Origin of the sequence: Acinetobacter sp. Brlt_5 (assembly GCF_051949055.1) — a bacterium.
Taxonomy (GTDB): Bacteria; Pseudomonadota; Gammaproteobacteria; order Pseudomonadales; family Moraxellaceae; genus Acinetobacter; species Acinetobacter indicus.
On record NZ_JAYJLP010000001.1, the window covers coordinates 15507 to 33847 of the forward strand.

Annotated in this window: 27 protein-coding genes and 1 pseudogene; 27 read left to right on the forward strand and 1 reads right to left on the reverse strand. The window is 44.0% G+C overall.

The annotated features are described in order from the left end of the window. Positions 1-108 precede the first annotated feature (108 nt). Positions 109-753: a LexA family protein gene (locus tag VF685_RS00120; RefSeq protein ID WP_286391969.1), complete on the reverse strand. Its 645-nt coding sequence runs from the start codon at positions 751-753 to the stop codon at positions 109-111. A gap of 101 nt (positions 754-854) precedes the next feature. On the opposite strand from VF685_RS00120, the gene VF685_RS00125 reads away from it, so the two are divergent. From VF685_RS00125 to VF685_RS00255, 27 genes and pseudogenes are all read left to right on the forward strand, one after another. Continuing rightward, complete coding sequence (locus VF685_RS00125) at positions 855-1040, forward strand: Cro/CI family transcriptional regulator (protein ID WP_168396899.1); 186 nt, start codon at positions 855-857, stop codon at positions 1038-1040. 39 nt (positions 1041-1079) lie between these two features. Beyond that, positions 1080-1538, forward strand: coding sequence for a phage regulatory CII family protein (locus VF685_RS00130; RefSeq protein WP_440203488.1), 459 nt, complete (start codon positions 1080-1082; stop codon positions 1536-1538). A gap of 46 nt (positions 1539-1584) precedes the next feature. Beyond that, entirely contained in the window at positions 1585-2493 is a 909-nt protein-coding gene (locus tag VF685_RS00135; protein WP_440203532.1) for a replication protein, read from the forward strand. Next, on the forward strand, positions 2490-3242 hold the full coding sequence (locus VF685_RS00140) for an ATP-binding protein (protein ID WP_440203489.1): 753 nt from the start codon (positions 2490-2492) through the stop codon (positions 3240-3242). Before VF685_RS00135 ends, VF685_RS00140 begins: the two co-directional genes overlap by 4 nt. A gap of 23 nt (positions 3243-3265) precedes the next feature. After that, the gene (locus VF685_RS00145) at positions 3266-4135 is read left to right on the forward strand and encodes a DNA cytosine methyltransferase (protein ID WP_075167060.1); all 870 of its coding nucleotides are present in this window, start codon (positions 3266-3268) and stop codon (positions 4133-4135) included. Between the two features lie 253 nt (positions 4136-4388). Further along, positions 4389-4682: a hypothetical protein gene (locus VF685_RS00150; RefSeq protein WP_045796814.1), complete on the forward strand. Its 294-nt coding sequence runs from the start codon at positions 4389-4391 to the stop codon at positions 4680-4682. A gap of 77 nt (positions 4683-4759) precedes the next feature. Next, positions 4760-5164 (forward strand): DUF559 domain-containing protein, encoded by a 405-nt coding sequence (locus tag VF685_RS00155; RefSeq protein WP_440203490.1) that lies wholly within the window; start codon positions 4760-4762, stop codon positions 5162-5164. Beyond that, the gene (locus VF685_RS00160; RefSeq protein WP_004973638.1) at positions 5161-5715 is read left to right on the forward strand and encodes a hypothetical protein; all 555 of its coding nucleotides are present in this window, start codon (positions 5161-5163) and stop codon (positions 5713-5715) included. Before VF685_RS00155 ends, VF685_RS00160 begins: the two co-directional genes overlap by 4 nt. Positions 5716-6594: 879 nt before the next feature. After that, a complete protein-coding gene (locus VF685_RS00165; RefSeq protein WP_163166426.1) occupies positions 6595-6897 on the forward strand; it encodes an I78 family peptidase inhibitor in 303 nt (100 codons plus the stop codon). A gap of 304 nt (positions 6898-7201) precedes the next feature. After that, a pseudogene (locus VF685_RS00170) lies at positions 7202-7399 on the forward strand (I78 family peptidase inhibitor); the annotation flags it as partial. Between the two features lie 136 nt (positions 7400-7535). Beyond that, positions 7536-7706, forward strand: coding sequence for a hypothetical protein (locus VF685_RS00175; RefSeq protein ID WP_171521958.1), 171 nt, complete (start codon positions 7536-7538; stop codon positions 7704-7706). Beyond that, complete coding sequence (locus tag VF685_RS00180) at positions 7703-8350, forward strand: putative metallopeptidase (protein ID WP_163170153.1); 648 nt, start codon at positions 7703-7705, stop codon at positions 8348-8350. Before VF685_RS00175 ends, VF685_RS00180 begins: the two co-directional genes overlap by 4 nt. Before the next feature lie 46 nt (positions 8351-8396). Next, the gene (locus VF685_RS00185) at positions 8397-8879 is read left to right on the forward strand and encodes a DUF2280 domain-containing protein (protein ID WP_163170152.1); all 483 of its coding nucleotides are present in this window, start codon (positions 8397-8399) and stop codon (positions 8877-8879) included. Next, on the forward strand, positions 8857-10383 hold the full coding sequence (gene terL / locus VF685_RS00190) for a phage terminase large subunit (RefSeq protein ID WP_440203491.1): 1527 nt from the start codon (positions 8857-8859) through the stop codon (positions 10381-10383). Before VF685_RS00185 ends, terL begins: the two co-directional genes overlap by 23 nt. Positions 10384-10433: 50 nt before the next feature. Continuing rightward, positions 10434-11747 (forward strand): DUF1073 domain-containing protein, encoded by a 1314-nt coding sequence (locus VF685_RS00195; protein WP_440203533.1) that lies wholly within the window; start codon positions 10434-10436, stop codon positions 11745-11747. Then, positions 11722-12531: a phage head morphogenesis protein gene (locus VF685_RS00200; RefSeq protein ID WP_440203492.1), complete on the forward strand. Its 810-nt coding sequence runs from the start codon at positions 11722-11724 to the stop codon at positions 12529-12531. The genes VF685_RS00195 and VF685_RS00200 overlap by 26 nt, the downstream gene beginning before the upstream one ends. 57 nt (positions 12532-12588) lie before the next feature. Continuing rightward, positions 12589-12768 (forward strand): hypothetical protein, encoded by a 180-nt coding sequence (locus VF685_RS00205; protein WP_440203493.1) that lies wholly within the window; start codon positions 12589-12591, stop codon positions 12766-12768. Between the two features lie 13 nt (positions 12769-12781). Then, complete coding sequence (locus VF685_RS00210) at positions 12782-13036, forward strand: hypothetical protein (RefSeq protein WP_440203494.1); 255 nt, start codon at positions 12782-12784, stop codon at positions 13034-13036. 104 nt (positions 13037-13140) lie between these two features. Beyond that, positions 13141-13683, forward strand: coding sequence for a hypothetical protein (locus VF685_RS00215; RefSeq protein WP_440203495.1), 543 nt, complete (start codon positions 13141-13143; stop codon positions 13681-13683). A gap of 54 nt (positions 13684-13737) precedes the next feature. Further along, positions 13738-14922, forward strand: a complete 1185-nt coding sequence (locus VF685_RS00220) for a DUF2213 domain-containing protein (RefSeq protein WP_440203496.1) — start codon at positions 13738-13740, stop codon at positions 14920-14922. A gap of 14 nt (positions 14923-14936) precedes the next feature. Next, on the forward strand, positions 14937-15407 hold the full coding sequence (locus VF685_RS00225; protein WP_440203497.1) for a structural cement protein Gp24: 471 nt from the start codon (positions 14937-14939) through the stop codon (positions 15405-15407). A 6-nt stretch (positions 15408-15413) separates the two neighbouring features. Beyond that, positions 15414-16409, forward strand: coding sequence for a DUF2184 domain-containing protein (locus VF685_RS00230; RefSeq protein ID WP_440203498.1), 996 nt, complete (start codon positions 15414-15416; stop codon positions 16407-16409). A gap of 13 nt (positions 16410-16422) precedes the next feature. After that, positions 16423-16812 carry a hypothetical protein gene (locus VF685_RS00235; protein WP_440203499.1) on the forward strand — a complete coding sequence of 130 codons (390 nt, stop codon included), beginning with the start codon at positions 16423-16425 and terminating at the stop codon, positions 16810-16812. Positions 16813-16820: 8 nt separating this feature from the next. Then, entirely contained in the window at positions 16821-17204 is a 384-nt protein-coding gene (locus tag VF685_RS00240) for a DUF4054 domain-containing protein (RefSeq protein ID WP_034703003.1), read from the forward strand. A 9-nt stretch (positions 17205-17213) separates the two neighbouring features. Then, on the forward strand, positions 17214-17408 hold the full coding sequence (locus VF685_RS00245; RefSeq protein ID WP_416708882.1) for a hypothetical protein: 195 nt from the start codon (positions 17214-17216) through the stop codon (positions 17406-17408). 7 nt (positions 17409-17415) lie between these two features. After that, positions 17416-17898 carry a hypothetical protein gene (locus VF685_RS00250; protein WP_279742415.1) on the forward strand — a complete coding sequence of 161 codons (483 nt, stop codon included), beginning with the start codon at positions 17416-17418 and terminating at the stop codon, positions 17896-17898. Next, positions 17891-18331, forward strand: a complete 441-nt coding sequence (locus tag VF685_RS00255) for a hypothetical protein (protein WP_440203500.1) — start codon at positions 17891-17893, stop codon at positions 18329-18331. Before VF685_RS00250 ends, VF685_RS00255 begins: the two co-directional genes overlap by 8 nt. Positions 18332-18341: the final 10 nt, after the last annotated feature.

Below are 18341 nucleotides of genomic sequence, written 5' to 3' on the forward strand. Positions count from 1 at the left end.
ACAACAACAATCGATAAAGCACTTATATATCTCTATAAGACCTAACAACTTTACCCAAGCCGCATATAGCGGCTTATTATTCCTTCATGGTCACAGGTGAACTACTTTTCAAACATCCCGATATAACCCAACAACCTTGCCAACCAACTTACATCCATCTATTAAAGGAATAGTCTGTTCTGGCCAGTTTGGGTTTAGTGGCTGCAAATAAATATGGCCACTTTCTAAAATCAGTTTTTTAAACGTTGCTTCGGCATCGCCTTCGCAAGACACAATCACCAGATCACCAGTCTTAAGATCGTCTGGTTGAAAATCTGGATTCACATAAATTTTGTCACCAGGGCGGAAGTCTGGAAGCATTGATTCTCCAACGACCTCTAAGCCATATCCATTCTTTCCACATTTAGGGTTAGGTGGCAGCCATTCTTCAAATTGAGTACCGGCTGGAACGGAGTCAACTGTGGTCCAAGATCCAGCTTGTACCCAGGAAATAACAGGTATCAAACGACCAGCAATAGGGAAAGGGGCAGTGACGTTTGGTCCTATATCAGCTCCTTTTCCATGTAAAAGGTAATCTGAATTCACCCCTAATATCTTTGATAACGCCATCAAGCTATCGTGTTTGGGTAGGTTTTCATCCTTTTCCCAATAGATTACTGATGTTTTAGAAACCCCAATAGCATCAGCTACTTGTTGCTGAGTCAATTTTCTAGATTTTCTTAATGCTTTGAAGCGTGTACCAAGAGTTTCCATAAGTGTCGCGCCCAATTTTTTCGTAAGAAATCTTACCATTTGACATGGTAAGTTTTATGCTTTTTAATATGGTAAGAAAAGTTACTTTAGCGGGTAAGATTATGACCAAAACAGAAGCACTTTCACTTTTGAAATGCAACGTTACAGAGCTGGCCATTAAATTAGGTATTAGCTCTCAAGCTATTAGTCAGTGGCCTGAAAACAAAATTCCTTTAGCTCGTGAGTATCAAGTCCGTGATTTAGCTAAGGGGCAGAAGCCCTTAAACCACAATACTCAAGTAGCGTAAGTCGGATTGAACTTATAAACACGTTCAAAGGAATCTCAAATGAACATTGTAGACGCGGCTTATCATACGGTGCACGACTACCCAGGCGGTGCAAATGCACTGGCTCCACGCATGGGTATTAAAAGCCCGGCTGTTCTCAACAGCAAAGTAAATCCGAATACCGAAACGCACCATATTTCACTTCTTGAGGCCTCAAAACTCATGGCCATTACAGGCGATCCACGCATTTTGCAAAGCCTCAATGCTGAACATGGGAAAGTCGCTATTGATTTACCGGTCATTCCCGAATGCCGGGATTCTGCACTGACAGAACTGATTTTGAATATGGGAATTGCTGGTGGAGATATACAGGCGGTTTTCAAGGAAATGATGGCTGATGGCCGGGTAACGCTGGGAGAGGCAATGGATATGTCCAAAGTCATCCACACGCTTCACATGGTCTTAGCTGAACTGGATGCGCAGGTCCATGCCTGTGTTGATGAAAAAGAAAAAGCCTGATGGTCAAGATCAGGCTTTTGAGATTCTTATTCGAGGTAAATCAAATATGAATGCAAGAGCAAATTTAGCACATGAACCAGCAGCACCTCAAGCTGAAGTGGTTTGGTTCCCCAAAAAAGAGCGACAAGTAATGTCAAAAAAAGAAGAGGGCTACACAAGAACGCCTAACTCTTTAATTGACGACCAGATAATGGCGCAATTAAACGATAAAGCTTTTAAGTGCCTTATGTTCATTGTGCGGCAAACATCCGGCTTTGATCGTGCATCTCACTCAATCTCAATTACCCAATTTCAGAAGTATTGCGGCATCAAAAAACGCGACACGGTGATGACCTGTATCAAGGAACTGGAAGATAAAAAACTCATCAAAGTTGAGCGCAAAACCGGCTGTTTAAATGTGTACAGTTTGTCCCTTAACCAGTCCCATGAAACGGGACTACCTTCAAACGGGACTAGTCCTATTGAAGGGGACGGGACTAGTACCACGAAACGGGACGGGGGTAGTCCCATCAAAGGGGACGGGACTAGTACCGTTGAACGGGACCCTATTAAAGAAACACTTAAAGAAAATATTAAAGAAAATTTTAAAGAGTGTAGCGCGCAAGAAAATTCAGTCGATCAGGTTTTACAAATCTGGACACCTGATTTGCACTCACTGAATTCCTGGTTACAGCGATCAGGTGAAGCCAAAATGACCCAAGAGCAGGTTGATCAAATTCTGCTTGAGGTGAATGCGTATTACGAACCCCGTTTGAACGCTGGCTCACTCACACCGACCCAGATGTATGCAAATTTCGTGAAGTGGGTGAAACGCAGCAAGGTTGGCCAAAGATCGGCTCAATTCGAAAAACCACTGAGTCAGTCGGGCCATTCTCGAAACGTCAACGATGCCTGGGGAGAGATCCAGCACTACGCGCCGTGCACCGATGACATTGAGCTGGGGGATTTGATATGAACTCAACCGCTGTTACTCAACAATTCAATCTTGAAGTCAGTCACGAGCTTTGTGCGATCCACGCCGAGCCAAAACTGATCACCGGTGGTGGCCCGATTTGCGGTACCTGTGCTAAAGAAAACCTGAACCAGGCAAACCGTGAACACCAGAAGCAGGTAGATACCGAAGTGCGTAAAAAACACTTTGCCGGTGCCAAGTTGCCAGCCCGTCATGCTCAAAGCGGCTTTGCTGAATACCAGACCCAGAACGATGGCCAGAAGCTGGCAAAAATGACCTGCATGAAATTCACCAAGGATTTCATTGCCGGTAAAACACGCAACCTGATCATGGTGGGCCGTACGGGTACCGGTAAAACACATCTGTCCTGTGCAGTGGCCAGAAACGTATTGGAGCGCGGTAAATATGCCCGTTACATCACTTCCGAAGACATGGCCAATGAGATTGCCAATGCCTGGAAGAAAGAGGCTAATGACAGCGAATCAAACGCAATCTACCGGTTTACGGAATATGACCTCCTGATTCTGGATGAATACGGCCTGCATGATCGACATGAAAACCGTCTGCAGCTGGTCCACAAGGTTTTGTATTCCCGCTATGACGAAGGCAAACCAACGATGCTGATTTCAAACTTTACGCTGGAAGAACTGCGTAAGGATTTGGGTGACCGCCTGTGGTCCCGTTTCCAGCACGATGGCCTGGATATGGTGGAGTGCAATTGGTCTGATGCACGTATGAGAGGTGGGGTGTGAAGGATCAGCATGACAACCTAACAATCGATTGGCTTGAACAAACTAAAAATAAAGGTGGTTTAAATGAGTTGGCTCTTTTCGCAGGCGCTGGTGGCGGAATACTCGGATCGCATCTCTTGGGGTGGAACACAGTTTGCGCAGTTGAACGTGATGCCTACGCAGCACAAGTTCTGGCGCAACGACAAAACGATGGAATTCTCGCGCCTTTCCCAATTTGGTCTGACATTACAACTTTTGACGGAAAACCATGGAGGGGAATTATTGACGTTATATCTGGCGGATTTCCATGCCAAGACATCAGTTCCGCAGGTAAAGGCGCAGGGATCGATGGAGAACGCTCTGGGCTTTGGGCAGAAATGGCACGAATTATCGGTGAAGTACGACCTCAATACGTGTTCGTGGAAAACTCACCAATGCTTGTTTCCAGAGGACTTACCCGAGTCATCAGTGACCTTGCCGAAATGGGGTATGACGCACAATGGGCACGTTTTTCAGCATCTAACTTTGGAGCGCCCCATCAGCGTGACCGAATCTGGATTGTGGCCCACGCCAGTAGCATCGGACTGGAAGAGAAACGGATCACCGGCGGACTTCACAAGAAAATCTCCAACTCTAGGTGCAATTATTCAAATGTATCCAACGCCCAAGGCTTCGGATGGGAACAAGCGCGGCAAGGTCAGCCCTCATCATCAAAATGGGTTGGCTGGTGCGGTAAAGAGTGGTCACGGTGGTGGAGTCTTGAACCCGAACTGGGTCGAGTGGCTAATGGGGTGGCCCATCGGGTGGACCGGCTTAAAGCCATTGGAAATGGACAAGTTCCAATTGTGGCTAAAGGCGCATTCGAATATCTATCTGAAAGCAGCTTGAATGAAAGCGCAGGGGGTGGGGTGTGAGTATGCAGGTAGGCAATTGCGTAAAAGTCGACTTCACATCTGAATCAAGCACTGAGTTTTCAGGTACCAGATTCACTGGCCGGGGAGCTATTGACCGTCTGGAAGATGGGCGCGTATTTGGACGTCTGGATGATGGCCGACCATTCATGTGCTTTCCAGATGATGTTGAGGTTATCCCGGCTGAAGCATGTGAACACGGATATGACGTTGCGTGTTTGTTGTGTGGTTTCGGATCTATTGATGGGGAGCGGGTATGGCACAGCAAAAAGTAGAGCATGACTTTCAAACCGTGGACTGGTGCCGATCTAAACATGCAGTTGTACAGGGTGAACGGATGATCCTGGTATTGCGACAAATGATGAAGAAATCAGGCCGTACTTCGATAAATGAAATTAATGCATGGATTGGTGGCACCAGAAGACCGGCCAGAACTTTTGCAGACCAGCTGGAGAGAGCGGGTTACATCATCGGTGATGGACAGAAGCCAGAAGGCTTTGTAGTAACTGAAAAAACAAAACAAATATTCACAGTGAAGGTGATCGGATGAAGGATTTAAACAAAGCATTGTTGTTTATTTTCATGGCAATTGGCGCCGTTGTTTTGAAAGTTGGAGGTATGGGGTGAATGACCAGCATCTCACTCGCTGAATATAAAAAACTATACGGTGGTGATCGCAAGACTGCCGCCAAAAGGCCGAAAAAGGTGAAGGGGCAGAAAGTCGCCAGTGAGGGAGAAGCGAAACTGGTTCAGCAGCTGAAAGCCTTAAAAATAGATTTTGTGCAGGAATTTAAATTTCACACATCACGAAAATGGCGGGCAGATTTTCATATTAAGAATACGAAGCTGCTGATCGAAGTTGAAGGGGGTATATGGTCAGGCGGCAGGCATACAAGGGGTAAAGGTTATTTGGGGGATATGGAGAAATACAACACAGCAACAATGATGGGTTATCAGGTTTTACGGTTTAGCACAGAGCAAGTGACAAGCGGTTTTGCAATTAATCAGATTGAGGGATTGGTGAAGGGATGAATGCAGCAGTGGCGGAAAAGTTTGAACAATTTGAATGGCTGACTCATGGCATTACGGCTAAGTCGCCAAATTTTGAACCAAATGTGCGTGGCACTGGAGAGAAGCCTTTGAATTATGAAGATCGCTTGGGTGCTATTGCATCTATGGAAACACAGTTAGCCAAGTCAGTTACGGCTTTGATTGTATTTGATGGTAAATGCGAGAGTGATTACGAATATGTTCGTGGGCATCTGGTAAATATCATGCTTAAAAACGCCATGGCAGATAAAAAGCGCGAACCTGAACACATCACAATAAATCACATGGCGTACCTGATTGCACGTATGGTCATAGACTTTGCATTGGATCCTCAGCTTGAGGCTAATTTCACAGCACAGGGGCGTTTGTATTATGCGGGTATTAATTGCCACCAGATGACGGTTGATAATTATCGAAAAACTTGGAAACCGTATGAAGCAATGATGGAAATCGCTATAGAATCAGCGATAGATGAGGCATCTAAGGCAATTGAAATGTATAAAAAAAATACTTACAAAGAATTGCGTACCTGAAGATTCCATTTAAACGGAATTTAAGCTATAGTTTTTATAAGATGGTCATATTATGGCTGTCTAGCTTAATTTGTGTGAAAGCAAATGACGATCAGGACAGACTGATAATTACCGTAAAGGCTCGCAGAAATGTGGGCTTTTTGCGTTATGGCGGCTTAACTTTATTCGCAGTGGTTTAAATTGAATTGCCGCCAATTAAAGGGTCTACAGGATTTGTAGGCCCTTTTTAATTCCTACTGGAGTGCTGACCAGTGGAACATGCCTTCGAGTAAACCTCCTTCGGGAATCTAGACTAGGGAGTAGCGCCCCGACCTAAAGAGGATTGAAAGCAAGTAAAGCAGACCGTGCATGTTAGGTGTGTGTGATTGTGAGTAGCGTCTGGCCCCGCGAAGAGGGCTGTCTTACCAAGATTTTAATAAGCCTTGTATATAATATTATTATGTATATAATTTGGGCCAGATTCTATGGCTGTAGTTTCTATTAAGTTTCTGCCTCCTTTCCCTATAAAGGAGGTATTTTTTTGTTTGGAGAAAAGTATGCTCCAATTTATATTCTGCTTATTTGGTCTTCACGGTGTAACTGAGATCAGTGATAACCAGAAAGAGTGCCGTGATTGCTTGAAAGAGGTTGGGTGATTATCCCTTGGTCTAAAGAAGCAAATAATTATATTTAGTTAGATAAATTATTTGCTAAGATACAGGTGTATAAAAACAATGAAAGAGATTGTTGACCTGACATGAGCCTGCTTAATTTGGGAGAGTTAAGTGGGTTTTTTAAATTTCAATATTTAAAGAAGTGTATTAACATTGTTGATATGGCTAGGCTTGCTCAAGCCGACCTAGGTATCATCCTGCTTTTATATGTGAAAGATAGAAGCTTATGAAAATTATTTATAATGTGTCACTTATTATTGCAGCAGTGACTTTGACTGCTTGTGCAGGTACTCCTGATACAGAAATTGTTCACAAGCCTGAGATGATGAAAAAATGCGTGCCTGAAAGTGCAGCAAAATTAGCACGTACGACATTATCGAGCGAGGCTGATATCAAATCAAAAACAAATTCTGAGGTTGTTAGACTGGTTGCACCGGGCCAACCTATAACTAAAGATTATCATCCAGGACGAGTTACTGTAATTGCTGATCCACAAACCCAAACTATTCTTAAGGCATTTTGTGGTTAAAATTTAAATCTATGCATAGAACCTCCTTTGGGAGGTTTTCCCGTTATCACTGTTAAAAGTCTGGGGAATGCACTAGATAACTATTGCGACAGTTCATTATTTTTCTGATTAAGCAGAATATATAGACTGTTGTTAAGCCTGCAACCGATACTTTCTTATTCGGTATGATTAATTTTTTATTCCAACAAGACAGAAACTTATGAAAATTATCCAGAATTTATCTTTAATTCTAGTAGCAGTCACATTAACAGCTTGTGCGAATACTCCTGAAAAGCTACCTTCTCAACAACCAGATATGATGACTGAATGTATGCGTGACGAAGCGACAAAGCTTGTTGGTCAAACTGGTCTATCCGAAGCAGCAATTAAAGCCAAGACTAATGCTGAAATTGTACGTATGGTAGCACCTGGCCAACCGGTAACTTTAGATTACCGTTTAGAGAGAGTGACAGTAGTTACTGATCCGCGAACCAAAATTATCGTCCAAGCATCTTGTGGCTGATAGCTTAAGACTGAATAAAGAAACCACCTTAGCGGTGGTTTTTTAATGGATGAAATTTTTGCCGAACGGATTACGGCACATAGGCCCCTCGCATTCTAGATGTTGAGGGGTTTTTCTTTTCTTATTGGTGGTGCCCATGACAGACAAAGTACAGGCGAAACAAGACTTAGAATTTTGCAGTGCTGAGCTGTCTAAGTATCAGAACCTCAGCCGTTCAGGTCTTAAGCGTCATCAAATGATCGCGATTGATGAAATCATGATTGAGCTTAAGGAGCGCATCCGAAACTTACGGAACGTACTGCAATGATCAATGAAGTCGGACAAGCCATACCAGTTCGGCCATACCCACCAAAAGAAATATTCGATTTAGATACGCCTAACTTTATGCCGGCACCAGAACTGTGGGCATGGATTAAAGCGGTATTTCTGGATGAAAATTCCGAAGTATTTAACCCTGATCACGTTCACTTAGACTCATTTTATTGGCCACAGATTGCCGTGATGTGGGCAAATGGTGGATTCATCAAACAGGGTCGCTTTGTTGTTGGTCAGGCTGAAAAAGTCATGATCAATGTGGGTGGATGGAAGAAAGCACGCCAAGAGGAACAATTTGAGCAATGGTTCGGTCAAGTTCCTGAATATCTTATTACGGTTGATGCCAAATTTGCCCAGGTGGCGAATGACATTGCATTTTGTGCACTGGTGGAGCATGAGCTTTACCACATTGCGCACAAGCGTGATGAATGGGGTATTCCTCAATTCAATCGTGAAACAGGCTTACCTAAGCTTGAGATCAAGGGGCATGACGTGGAGGAATTCACTGGTGTGGTACGCCGTTATGGTGCAAGCGAAGAAGTTCAAACCATGATTGATGCAGCGAAACAGCGACCTGAAATTTCAAGAGCCGATATTTACCATGCGTGCGGTACTTGCTTTCTGAAGGTCGTTTAAATTTTTTTGTCTATTCAGTTGGACGAAGTTGGACGGATAAAGAGCAATGGCAACGCTAAATCAAAAGCACAAACTCTTTATCGTGCGTAGCTTAGCGCAGTGGAATACACCTACTGAAACCGTTGAGCTTGTCCAACAAGAGTTTGGCATCACTATTTCACGTCAGCAGTGTGAGGCATACGACCCGACCAAACGGACAGGGCAAAACCTCAGTAAGGTACTGGCTGACGAATTTTATAAAACCCGGGAGCAGTTCCGTAAAAACACAGATGAAATGCCCTTGGCGAATCTCGCCGTGCGTTTACGTCATTATGAGAATTTGCTGAATAACCCACAGAACAAACGCAATCCGATTTTACAGCTGACCATTCTTAAACAGGTGGCTGAAGACGTCGGTGGCAAGTACACCAATAAAACAGAATTGACTGGCGCAGGTGGTGGACCATTACAAAGCGAGAATGTTACCTACGTGGATGCTAGCCCTGAATTAGTGAAGCAGGTGTTAGATGAACTCGAAAGTAAATACTAGACCGCTTGAGATAAAGATCGAACGTGAGAAATGTGAACGTGAACATTTGTTTTTCACACGCCGTTTTTTCATGCCAAGAATGGGCTTTAAGTTTTCGGTCAATTGGCACCATGAATATATCGCTTGGGCGATTGATGAAGTCATTGCGGGAAACATTGAAAATTTAGTCATTAACGTTCCACCAGGTTCAGGTAAGACTGAATTACTAACCAATCTGATTGCACGTGGTATCGCACGGAATCAGCGTTCACGATTTTTATATTTGTCATTCTCGCAGTCACTTGTAGAGGATGTGTCATCCACGGCGCGAAACATCGTGAAATCGGTCGATTTTCAGGGCTTATGGCCTGTGAAGATCTCGACCAGTACCGATGCTAAGGCAAGTTGGAAAACTACTGTAGATGGCTATGAAGCGGGGCATGTTTATTCCGCTTCGATGGGTGGTCAGGTGACAGGTCGCCGTGCAGGTACTTTGGCAGATGCTGGATTTACCGGTGCGATTATCCTGGACGATCCGCTCAAGCCTGAAGATGCATTCAGTAAGACGGCACGTAACAAGGCAAACCGTAAGATTCTGAACACGGTCAACTCACGTAAAGCCAAATCATCTACACCGATTATTCTGATCATGCAGCGTTTACACGTTGAGGATCCGACTAACTTTGTGATGACTGGCAACGTGCCAGGGAAATGGCATCAGATCTCGATACCGGCACTGATTGATGATGATTACATCAACTCATTGCCTGAGCATATACGCCGTAAGGTGCCACGTGATGTCGAACGTGATGAGAAAGGACGTCAAAGCTATTGGTCGCTGAAAGAATCGTTACAGTCATTACTGCAGTTAGAGAAAGGCGGTGAGGATAAAGACGGCGCTACGGTGTCTCGTTATACGTTTAGCAGTCAGTACCAGCAAGAGCCTAAAAAGCTCGGTGGTGATCTTGTTAAGGCTGAATGGTTCGGTCGCTATCTCGAATTGCCTCCACTCAAGTGGCGTGCAATTTGGGCAGATACGGCGCAAAAAACCAAAGAGCATAACGACTATTCAGTGTTCTTGTGTGCAGGTCTTGGGCATGACAATCGCCTGTACATCATCGACGTGCGCCGTGGTAAATGGGAAGCACCTGAGCTGATTAAGGAAGCTAAAGCTTTCATCAATAAGCACAAGGAAAGCAATACCAAGATCGGCAAGCTTCGATACATGGCTATCGAGGACAAGGCATCTGGAACGATGCTGATCCAAAACATTTCGCGTGAAACAACATTACCAATCAAAGCAATTCAGCGTGATACGGACAAGCTGACGCGAACCATGGACGTGGTGTTCTACGTTGAAGATGGTCGTGTCATGTTGCCTGTGAGTGCGCCGTGGCTATTGAACTATGTGGAAGAGATCGAAGGGCTGACTGCCAGCATGTCACATGAGCATGATGACCAGTGGGATCCGACCATCGATGCGATTAATGATTCACTTGCGAAAAAGCCGACTGTATTTGATTAGAGGTATTTATGGCTAAAGATAAAAACAATGCAGACGGCAAGATTAAAACCATGGTCGCTGATGCTGTCAAAAAAGCAATTAACGCCATTGGCGATGCTGGTGCATATACAAACTTGGTATCAAACATTGGTACTGAGCGCGATAAAGCCAGTGCTGGAAAGTTCGTACGTAAAGACATTGATGATGAACAGCTTGAAGCGGTGTACCAAAACTGGCTTGCACGGCGTATCGTCAACCGTCCTGCTTCGGACATGCTTCGTGCAGGTTGGTTCTATGAAGGCATTCAAGGTGATGATCTAAAACGGCTTGAGGAAGCGTGTAAGGCGTTTCAATTAGAGCATGTGCTTTTATCAGGCCTGATTCTTTCTCGCCTCTACGGCGTTGTGTACATCCTGCTTGGAACGGCTGACGGTGCTGCCTTAGATCAACCTTCAGATATTTCTAAACTCGGTCAAGGGCGTTTGGAATTCTTTACGGTCGTGAAAAAGAAATATATCACGGCGGATAAAAACAGTTATTTACCGCCGTCGGCATGTTGTGGACTACTGAAACAGCCTGAATTTTACGAGATGAAAATGGGGAATGAAGCTAAGAAGCGCATTCACCATACTCGCTTGATTCGTATTGCTCATGCAGATGTGGTCAATGAAGAGCCTCAAAGCATCTTGCAAGAAGTCTATGAGGATTTACTTGACCATGCCAGTGTGAAAAAAGGCTCAGCAAGTCTGATTCATGAGTCGAAGATTGACGTCATTCAAACGCCTAACTTGGTCGATAAGATCAAAGAGGATATGAAAGGCGTCATGGAGCGTTTCATGTCCGTGGGCTTGATGAAAAGCTTAAACGGCATGCTGGTCCTTGATGCTGAGGAAGAATACAGCTCCAAGACGTATAACTTCGCTGGCTTGCCTGACATGATGCGTGAATTCTCAGTCCAGACGGCGGGTGCCGCAGAGATTCCTTACACGATGCTGTTTATGCAATCTCCTGCAGGTATGAATGCCACTGGTGAATATGACACACGTAACTATTACGATACGATCGCAACGAAGCAAGAATGGCACGTCAAGCCGATCTTGATGAAGTTCCTCGCCGTGATCTGTCAGTCTACATTTGGGCGTCAAATACCTGAGCTGAATGTCGTATTTAATCCGCTTTGGCAATTAGATGCGAAAGTCCGTGCAGAGGTGGAAAAAGCCAATGCTGAGCGTGATGAAAAGTATCTCAATATGGGCATCATCACTGAGCCTCAGATCGCACGTCAGCTTAATATTGACGGTGTTTACTCTGTGATTAGTGAAGATCACATCAAATTGCTGGAAACCATGGTGACAGTCAATGACGACGATCATACAGATCCTTAAGCCTCAGCTTCAGCAGATCAAGAAAAGTAAGAAAGGACGTAAGGCAAAGCCTAAGGCCGTCAAGGTCAATCGCCGTGTTGAGTTGTTCTATACACGTCAGCTTTTGGAAATCTCTAAATTTTGCCAGGAACAAACCAAGGATTTTGTTTTACCTACCGTAGGGCAGAACATTGGTGACAGCTGGGTGACGGATCTATTCACGGCGTTACGTGAAAAGATGGTCAAGTACACCATGGAAGTGTCGGTATCTTTGGCCACTAAGGTGGTGATGCATACCAGCAAGGAAGTGGATAAGCAGATTGCTAGGCATACCAAGACCATTCTTGGTGTGGACCTTACGCCGTTTTTCCGTGGTGCTGATATCCAGGATGAAATCGATAATCAGATTGCTGCAAACGTTTCACTGATTAAGTCTATCCCAAGTCAATACACTGATAAGCTTGAAGCCTTAGTGATGAATGCCTTGCAGACAGGGCAGACCAATGAGGCATTGGCGCAGGAAATTAAAAAGCTCGGTCATAGTACGGACTTTCGTGCACGACTGATTGCAGCCGACCAGATGGGCAAGATCAACGGCGCTATCAACAAGAAGCGTCAGGAATCCATGGGTGTGGAAACATACGATTGGCAAGATTCCAACGATGATCGTGTACGTCCGTTATGCCGAAGCCATCATGGTAAAACCTTTCGATGGGATTTACCTCCTAAGGGTGGTCATCCTGGTCAGAAGATTAAATGTCGATGCACGGCATTGCCGAATTATGAGGATATTTTGAGGGATTAGGGTTGAAAACTTTCCATTAAACCATATAGATGGTTTTTAACTTTAGGATAATTAAAAATGAGTGATTTAAAAATCGGCGATGAAGTATGGATTAAGCCGAAATTCAAAATATTGGAAATTGATCTTGAAAAAGGTACTGCTTTGTGTGAGGCGAAAGGTGAAAATGGTCCATTAAAAATTGAATGTAGTTTAAATGATATTGAAGAAGATTCACCACCTTTAGGATTTATGGCTTAAGTGAGGACTAATTATGCGTGAGTTAAATTTTACAGATATCAATGGAAATCCACACAGCATTAGAGTTAATTATAAGCCAGTTTCAGATATTGAGATTCCTGAAGGTTTCGCTCATTATGTTACGGTTGACGGGCCTTTTTATGTAAATGGTCAAAAAAATATAGCTGATATAGGCGATGTTTTGCTAAATGAGGAAACGGGGGTATTAAAAACAATACTTATGATGGGCCCTGACAAATTTCCAAATATTGGAAAATTAGACGCTTAAAAGGCTTTTATTCTTTAAACCCACTTAGGTGGGTTTTTTTATTGCTAATTATATTAGAATGGTAGTTTCATGCTAAAAAGTAATTTTCACAAAAGTATTTGAAAATGGCTGTAAAATATACTGAGCACGAAAACTTAATTATTCAAACTTACATGAATTTTATTTGGCTTTTTGAGATGCATAGTCTTAAGTTTGTACAATCTGAAGCTTATAAAAAACTAGATTTTAGTGATAAGTTTACTCAAAATTGTATTGCAGATAGAGGTGTTATCAATCAAGGAACCATTCCTGTCGCTTTGTACGTAATGCTTGTAATCCCAAAAGAAACCATTTTTGATGAATATCAAGAAAAATATGATGAAATAAATCTTTATATAGCTCAAACATTAAAGCCCAACGTAGAAACGACATACAATTCGGATAGAGATCGAATAGATTATCTACGTCATATAAGAAATGCGGTTAGTCATATGAATTTTGAAATGACAGCTGTGGTTGATTTTGTAGTTTTTAAAGATGAAAACCCAAGAAAGGGTGAGAAATTTATGTGTAAATTATCAAATTTAGATTTAGGCAAAATCATAGAAAATCTAAGTGCTGTACATAAAGACTATATAGAACGTATAAAAGAGAGACAGGCAAGCTAAGTATATTCACGCATCAAACCCACCTAATGGTGGGTTTTTTATTGAGCACAATTTATGAAACTCATTTACCAACTCAAAATTGGTGACTTTGCACCAAGCGAAAGTACACGCTCATTTACTCAAGAAGGGTATCTGAAATGCGTCAACGTTCGTTTGGCCAAAGCACCTCAAGTTCGTCAGTACTACGCTTATGAATTTCCAAATTTGGAAGGCTATTCAGCGGATCAGGTCATCAATGTCTATGTGGCAGCAGAGGATCTATTCAAACCGGAAGTGATCAAGAGCTTCGACGGCGTAGATGCAACGGACTATCACCCACCTAAAAATGAAATCAATGCGTCCAACTGGAAGGACTACCACATTGGCGATTGTGAGAATGTGCGCCAAGAGGGTGAATTCATGCTGGGTGATCTGATCATCAAAGATCAGAACAGTATTAATGCTATTCAGAACAATGAGCGTGTTGAGATCTCATTGGGCTACGCGGCTGATCTCGTCCTTGAACAAGGCACGGCACCTGATGGTACGCCGTATCAAGCCAAATTTATCAATTTTAAAGGCAATCACGTGGCGCTGGTGAAATACGGTCGCTGTGGCGGTGATTGTCGCGTCGGTGACCATAAACCAAACCCAAAGGGGAAAAAGATGGAAATTAAAGTAAACGGTATTCGCTTTGAGATTGGTGACAACCAAGCGCTAGCTGATGCTGTAAAGCAACAAGAAGACCAACTTGAAAACTTAAAAGCAGCAAAACTCAAAGTCGGTGATAAACAATTTGCCATCGGTGATGAATTGCCAGCTGTACAAGCAGTGGTTGATACCTTGCAGACTGAAAATGCAGAACTTAAGCAAAAAGTCGGTGATCTTGAGAAAAACCAAATCACACCTGAAAAGCTTGATCAGGTCGTCGCTGAACGTGCGTCAGTGGTTGCGGATGCCGTTGCATTGGTACCAGGTATCAAAACTGAAGGCTGTTCATGTGAGCAAATCAAACGTGATGTGATTGCAGCCAAAGCAGGTGACACATTGGTGACCGCTGTACTCGGTGGTGTCGCCGTCGGTGATGCTAAACCTGAGCAGATCGACACGGTCTTCCGTGCACTGTCAGCAGTGAAGTCGACCATACCAGGCAATGCAGTCGGTGATGCATTACATCAACAGCAAAAACAGCAAAACCAAGGTCAAGACCCTAAAGAAAATAAGGGTTATGACAAGTCTGCTGCATACAAAACAATTTAAGGGGAACTTGAATCATGGTTCAGCAATTAAATGCGGTGGTCGGTCAGCGTGGCCGTTTAACTGCCAAAGAGGTTGTACTGTCATTACCACTTTCAGGTCTGACTTTAGTCAATGACGGTGATGTGGTTGTGCGCACGACTGATGGCAAATCAGTAACGGCTGTGGCAGGTGCTATACCTACACGTTTTGGTGTCGTGGTACGCCACGGTGTTGGTAAATCAGGCAAAACGGCGGCTGGCAAAGAATCCTATAAAGCGGCTGATATGGTGCCAGTGATGTTTGAAGGTGCAATTTGGGTCAAGCCTACAGCGCCAATCACTGACATTACTGCTGCGGTATACGTAAAAACTGCAAACGGTACCACAGCAGCGCCGTTGGGTTCTTTGTCGAGCTCAGCAACTGACGGAACAGTATTACCAGGTGCAGCATGGGAAACCGTGACAGGTGCCGATGGTTTAGCCCTTCTTAATCTTCGTGGAGCTTAATTAAACATGAGCAAATTAGCAAAAATGAAAGCGCGTTTAACGCCGATTTCACATGCCATTCAGGCACAAGTTGGCGATGCGTTCAACATGGATGCATTGGCACAGCTCTTCGTAAAGATCGAAGAACAAAACGAAATTACACCACAGCTTGCACAGGTCCTTGACTACGCCAAGTTCATCCCAGTGACCAATGTAAATGCGGTTTATGGTGGTGGTGAAATCCTTTCTCGTAAAAAAGGCGTGGGTATCGGCGAAGACTATGCTGGTACAGGTGATGATATTCCGCTTGCTGAAGTTGAATACGATACTGTAAGCCTACCAGTGAAAGTCGGTGTGATTGGCTACCAATATTCAGTGGTTGAATTGGCGACCGCACAGCAAATGAACCTCACGCTTGAAGCGGATAAAGTTCAGGCTGCAAATTTGGCAGCTGAAAAGCACATGTCGAATGTGGCTTGGTATGGTTACACCAAAGCCAATGCGAGTGGTCAACTTGAACAGGTGAATGGCTTCTTAAACCAAACAGGCGTCACTATTGTGACAGGTCAGCATGATTGGTCTACGGCGACCATTGAAGAAGTTTTATCTGACTTCAATAACTCGTTGGCAAGCTCGACAGACTTGTTTGACGGTGATGCATCCATTGAACCTGATACCTACCTGATGGCGTCAGCGCAATACACACACCTTTCAACACGTGTCGTGCCAGATTCAGGTGGTAAAACATTCCTGAAGTACATTGAAGAAAACAATATCTTCTCAACTCAAGGCAAACCATTGACCATCCGTGGATCTGGCCGTGGTAATGGTAAGGGTACCGCAAGTGCTGACCGTTCGATCATCTACCGCCGTGATCCATCATGTATCCAGTTCAAAGGTAATAGCGTTGAGTTCTTGACGGCACAACCCAAAGGCTTGGATGTGCTTGTACCTGGTCACTACAAATACCAGGGCGTTTGGCTGAAGCGTGTTGATTCGCTTCGTTACCTTGACCATGCATAAGGATTAAAACCACATGGCTAAATATTCATATAAATACAGCGGCTCTAATGCCGCTTTTGTTTTTGCTGGGGTAGCAACTTTACCAACAGGCATCGCCATAGCACTTGAAGCCGACCAGCACAAGGCACTTCAAAAGAACAAGTTCGCTAAGCATTTGATTGATGCTGGTGAGCTAAGCATTGAAGAAATTGCAGAAGTTGGTGATTCAAAACCTGCTTCAGGTCGTGGTAAAGGTGCTCAAGCTGGCAAGCCTGATGATGGCAAAGGCAAGGGCGATAAATCCAAAGGGACTGACTTGACGATTGATGACGTGCGTAAAGCGCTGACAGATCTTGGAATCACCTTTACTGAAGATGAAACCCCTGAGCAGCTGCAAGCCAAACTTACTCAAGCCACTGAATAAGGTGATCTATGGACCCACAAGCTTTTAAATTGAAGTTCAAGTACGACACGGCGCTGATGAATCTTCCTGATGCAGAAATTGCAGACGCATTAGAGGAAGCGGATCTCGTTGTGAAGTCACTTGAATTTGGTGATCTGAAAGAACGTGCTGTGGGTCTATATGCAGCACATATTCTCAAGGTTGCACTCAAATCAAAGTCAGGTAACAGCTTTTCAGATGCTTCGAGTATGACCATTGCAGGTCAGAGTGTGAGCTTTTCACGTTCTGGTACCGATGCGTTTTATAACCAAAGCATTTATGGTCAGCGTTACCTGGCATTAAAAAATTCAATTCCAATCGGCAATGATGGTACCAACCCTAATCGTTTGGGTGTTGGTGCTTTCGTTGTTTAGGAGCAAGGCATGTCATTTAAGTATCAAGCGCCTGATCATTTCAAAGCGACTTCGCTTGAAATTGCAGGCACCACATACAAGGTTGAAAAAGGTGTGATCGAGTCGGATAACGACATTGCACACATCTTGGCACCACATGGTTTTAAACGTGCGGTACCTGAAACCAAAGCAGAATCTAAAAAGGAAACTGCTGCTGCAAAGTAGGTGATGTATGAGTGATTACCGTGTTGATGCTGATGTTGATTTTAACGAGGTCAATGAACGTGTACGTGCTGAAATACGGCGCACGGTAAATGCACTCACACTTAAACTTCAGCGCACCATTCAAGAAGATATGCTGACAGGTCAGCGTTTGAATGTGCAGTCTGGACGTTTAAGAGGATCCGTTTCATCCAAGGTGGAAGAGGATAAGGATTGGATCGAGGGTACAGTCGGTGCGGGTGGTGCCTTGGTACCGTATGCCTTTGCGCATGAATTTGGGCTTAAAGGTGCTATGACTATTAAGGCGCATCTTCGGATGATTAAGAAAGTCTTTGGTCAGCCGATCACACCACGTCAAATCATGATTAAAGCGCATTCTCGTAAAGTCGACATGAAAGAGCGCCGTTTTATGCGTGATTCATTGGATGAAGTGGCTAAGATTGTACCTAAGAATATTGATGCTGCAATTGAAAGGGGATTAAGCAGTGAATAGTGAAGCCATTTATCAGGCATTGTTTAACCGCTTGTCGGGCATTGAGGGCTTTGTGACGACATCACGAAGACTTAAACACTTCAACAATGTGGCACCTGATGCGCGTCCAGCTTTATTCGTGACTCAAGGCAATCAAACCGAAGTGCCTGTGAAAGGCTTGGATGCCAAAGTTGAGCTTGAAGCGGAAGTGTATATCTACATTCATGAAAATGATCCAGCGATACCGCCGTCGGTACAGTTGAATCAGATGATTGATCAAGTGCGTGCCAAGCTTGTACCGGACAATCCTGATATCTGCGAATACCAAACCTTAGGGGGATTAGTCGAGCATTGCTGGATCGAGGGTACGATCGAAGTTTTTGAAGCAGTTGAAAACATGCTCGATGACCAAGGGATTGCCATTATTCCGCTTCGGATCCTCACCACTACCTAAAGCAATTCAT

Bases quoted from the DNA above. Each gene is read 5' to 3' on its own strand.
- VF685_RS00120 (WP_286391969.1), bottom strand. From the start codon at position 753: ATGGAAACTCTTGGTACACGCTTCAAAGCATTAAGAAAATCTAGAAAA.
- VF685_RS00125 (WP_168396899.1), top strand. From the start codon at position 855: ATGACCAAAACAGAAGCACTTTCACTTTTGAAATGCAACGTTACAGAG.
- VF685_RS00130 (WP_440203488.1), top strand. From the start codon at position 1,080: ATGAACATTGTAGACGCGGCTTATCATACGGTGCACGACTACCCAGGC.
- VF685_RS00135 (WP_440203532.1), top strand. From the start codon at position 1,585: ATGAATGCAAGAGCAAATTTAGCACATGAACCAGCAGCACCTCAAGCT.
- VF685_RS00140 (WP_440203489.1), top strand. From the start codon at position 2,490: ATGAACTCAACCGCTGTTACTCAACAATTCAATCTTGAAGTCAGTCAC.
- VF685_RS00150 (WP_045796814.1), top strand. From the start codon at position 4,389: ATGGCACAGCAAAAAGTAGAGCATGACTTTCAAACCGTGGACTGGTGC.
- VF685_RS00155 (WP_440203490.1), top strand. From the start codon at position 4,760: ATGACCAGCATCTCACTCGCTGAATATAAAAAACTATACGGTGGTGAT.
- VF685_RS00160 (WP_004973638.1), top strand. From the start codon at position 5,161: ATGAATGCAGCAGTGGCGGAAAAGTTTGAACAATTTGAATGGCTGACT.
- VF685_RS00165 (WP_163166426.1), top strand. From the start codon at position 6,595: ATGAAAATTATTTATAATGTGTCACTTATTATTGCAGCAGTGACTTTG.
- VF685_RS00175 (WP_171521958.1), top strand. From the start codon at position 7,536: ATGACAGACAAAGTACAGGCGAAACAAGACTTAGAATTTTGCAGTGCT.
- VF685_RS00180 (WP_163170153.1), top strand. From the start codon at position 7,703: ATGATCAATGAAGTCGGACAAGCCATACCAGTTCGGCCATACCCACCA.
- VF685_RS00185 (WP_163170152.1), top strand. From the start codon at position 8,397: ATGGCAACGCTAAATCAAAAGCACAAACTCTTTATCGTGCGTAGCTTA.
- terL (WP_440203491.1), top strand. From the start codon at position 8,857: ATGAACTCGAAAGTAAATACTAGACCGCTTGAGATAAAGATCGAACGT.
- VF685_RS00195 (WP_440203533.1), top strand. From the start codon at position 10,434: ATGGTCGCTGATGCTGTCAAAAAAGCAATTAACGCCATTGGCGATGCT.
- VF685_RS00200 (WP_440203492.1), top strand. From the start codon at position 11,722: ATGACGACGATCATACAGATCCTTAAGCCTCAGCTTCAGCAGATCAAG.
- VF685_RS00205 (WP_440203493.1), top strand. From the start codon at position 12,589: ATGAGTGATTTAAAAATCGGCGATGAAGTATGGATTAAGCCGAAATTC.
- VF685_RS00210 (WP_440203494.1), top strand. From the start codon at position 12,782: ATGCGTGAGTTAAATTTTACAGATATCAATGGAAATCCACACAGCATT.
- VF685_RS00215 (WP_440203495.1), top strand. From the start codon at position 13,141: ATGGCTGTAAAATATACTGAGCACGAAAACTTAATTATTCAAACTTAC.
- VF685_RS00220 (WP_440203496.1), top strand. From the start codon at position 13,738: ATGAAACTCATTTACCAACTCAAAATTGGTGACTTTGCACCAAGCGAA.
- VF685_RS00225 (WP_440203497.1), top strand. From the start codon at position 14,937: ATGGTTCAGCAATTAAATGCGGTGGTCGGTCAGCGTGGCCGTTTAACT.
- VF685_RS00230 (WP_440203498.1), top strand. From the start codon at position 15,414: ATGAGCAAATTAGCAAAAATGAAAGCGCGTTTAACGCCGATTTCACAT.
- VF685_RS00235 (WP_440203499.1), top strand. From the start codon at position 16,423: ATGGCTAAATATTCATATAAATACAGCGGCTCTAATGCCGCTTTTGTT.
- VF685_RS00240 (WP_034703003.1), top strand. From the start codon at position 16,821: ATGGACCCACAAGCTTTTAAATTGAAGTTCAAGTACGACACGGCGCTG.
- VF685_RS00245 (WP_416708882.1), top strand. From the start codon at position 17,214: ATGTCATTTAAGTATCAAGCGCCTGATCATTTCAAAGCGACTTCGCTT.
- VF685_RS00250 (WP_279742415.1), top strand. From the start codon at position 17,416: ATGAGTGATTACCGTGTTGATGCTGATGTTGATTTTAACGAGGTCAAT.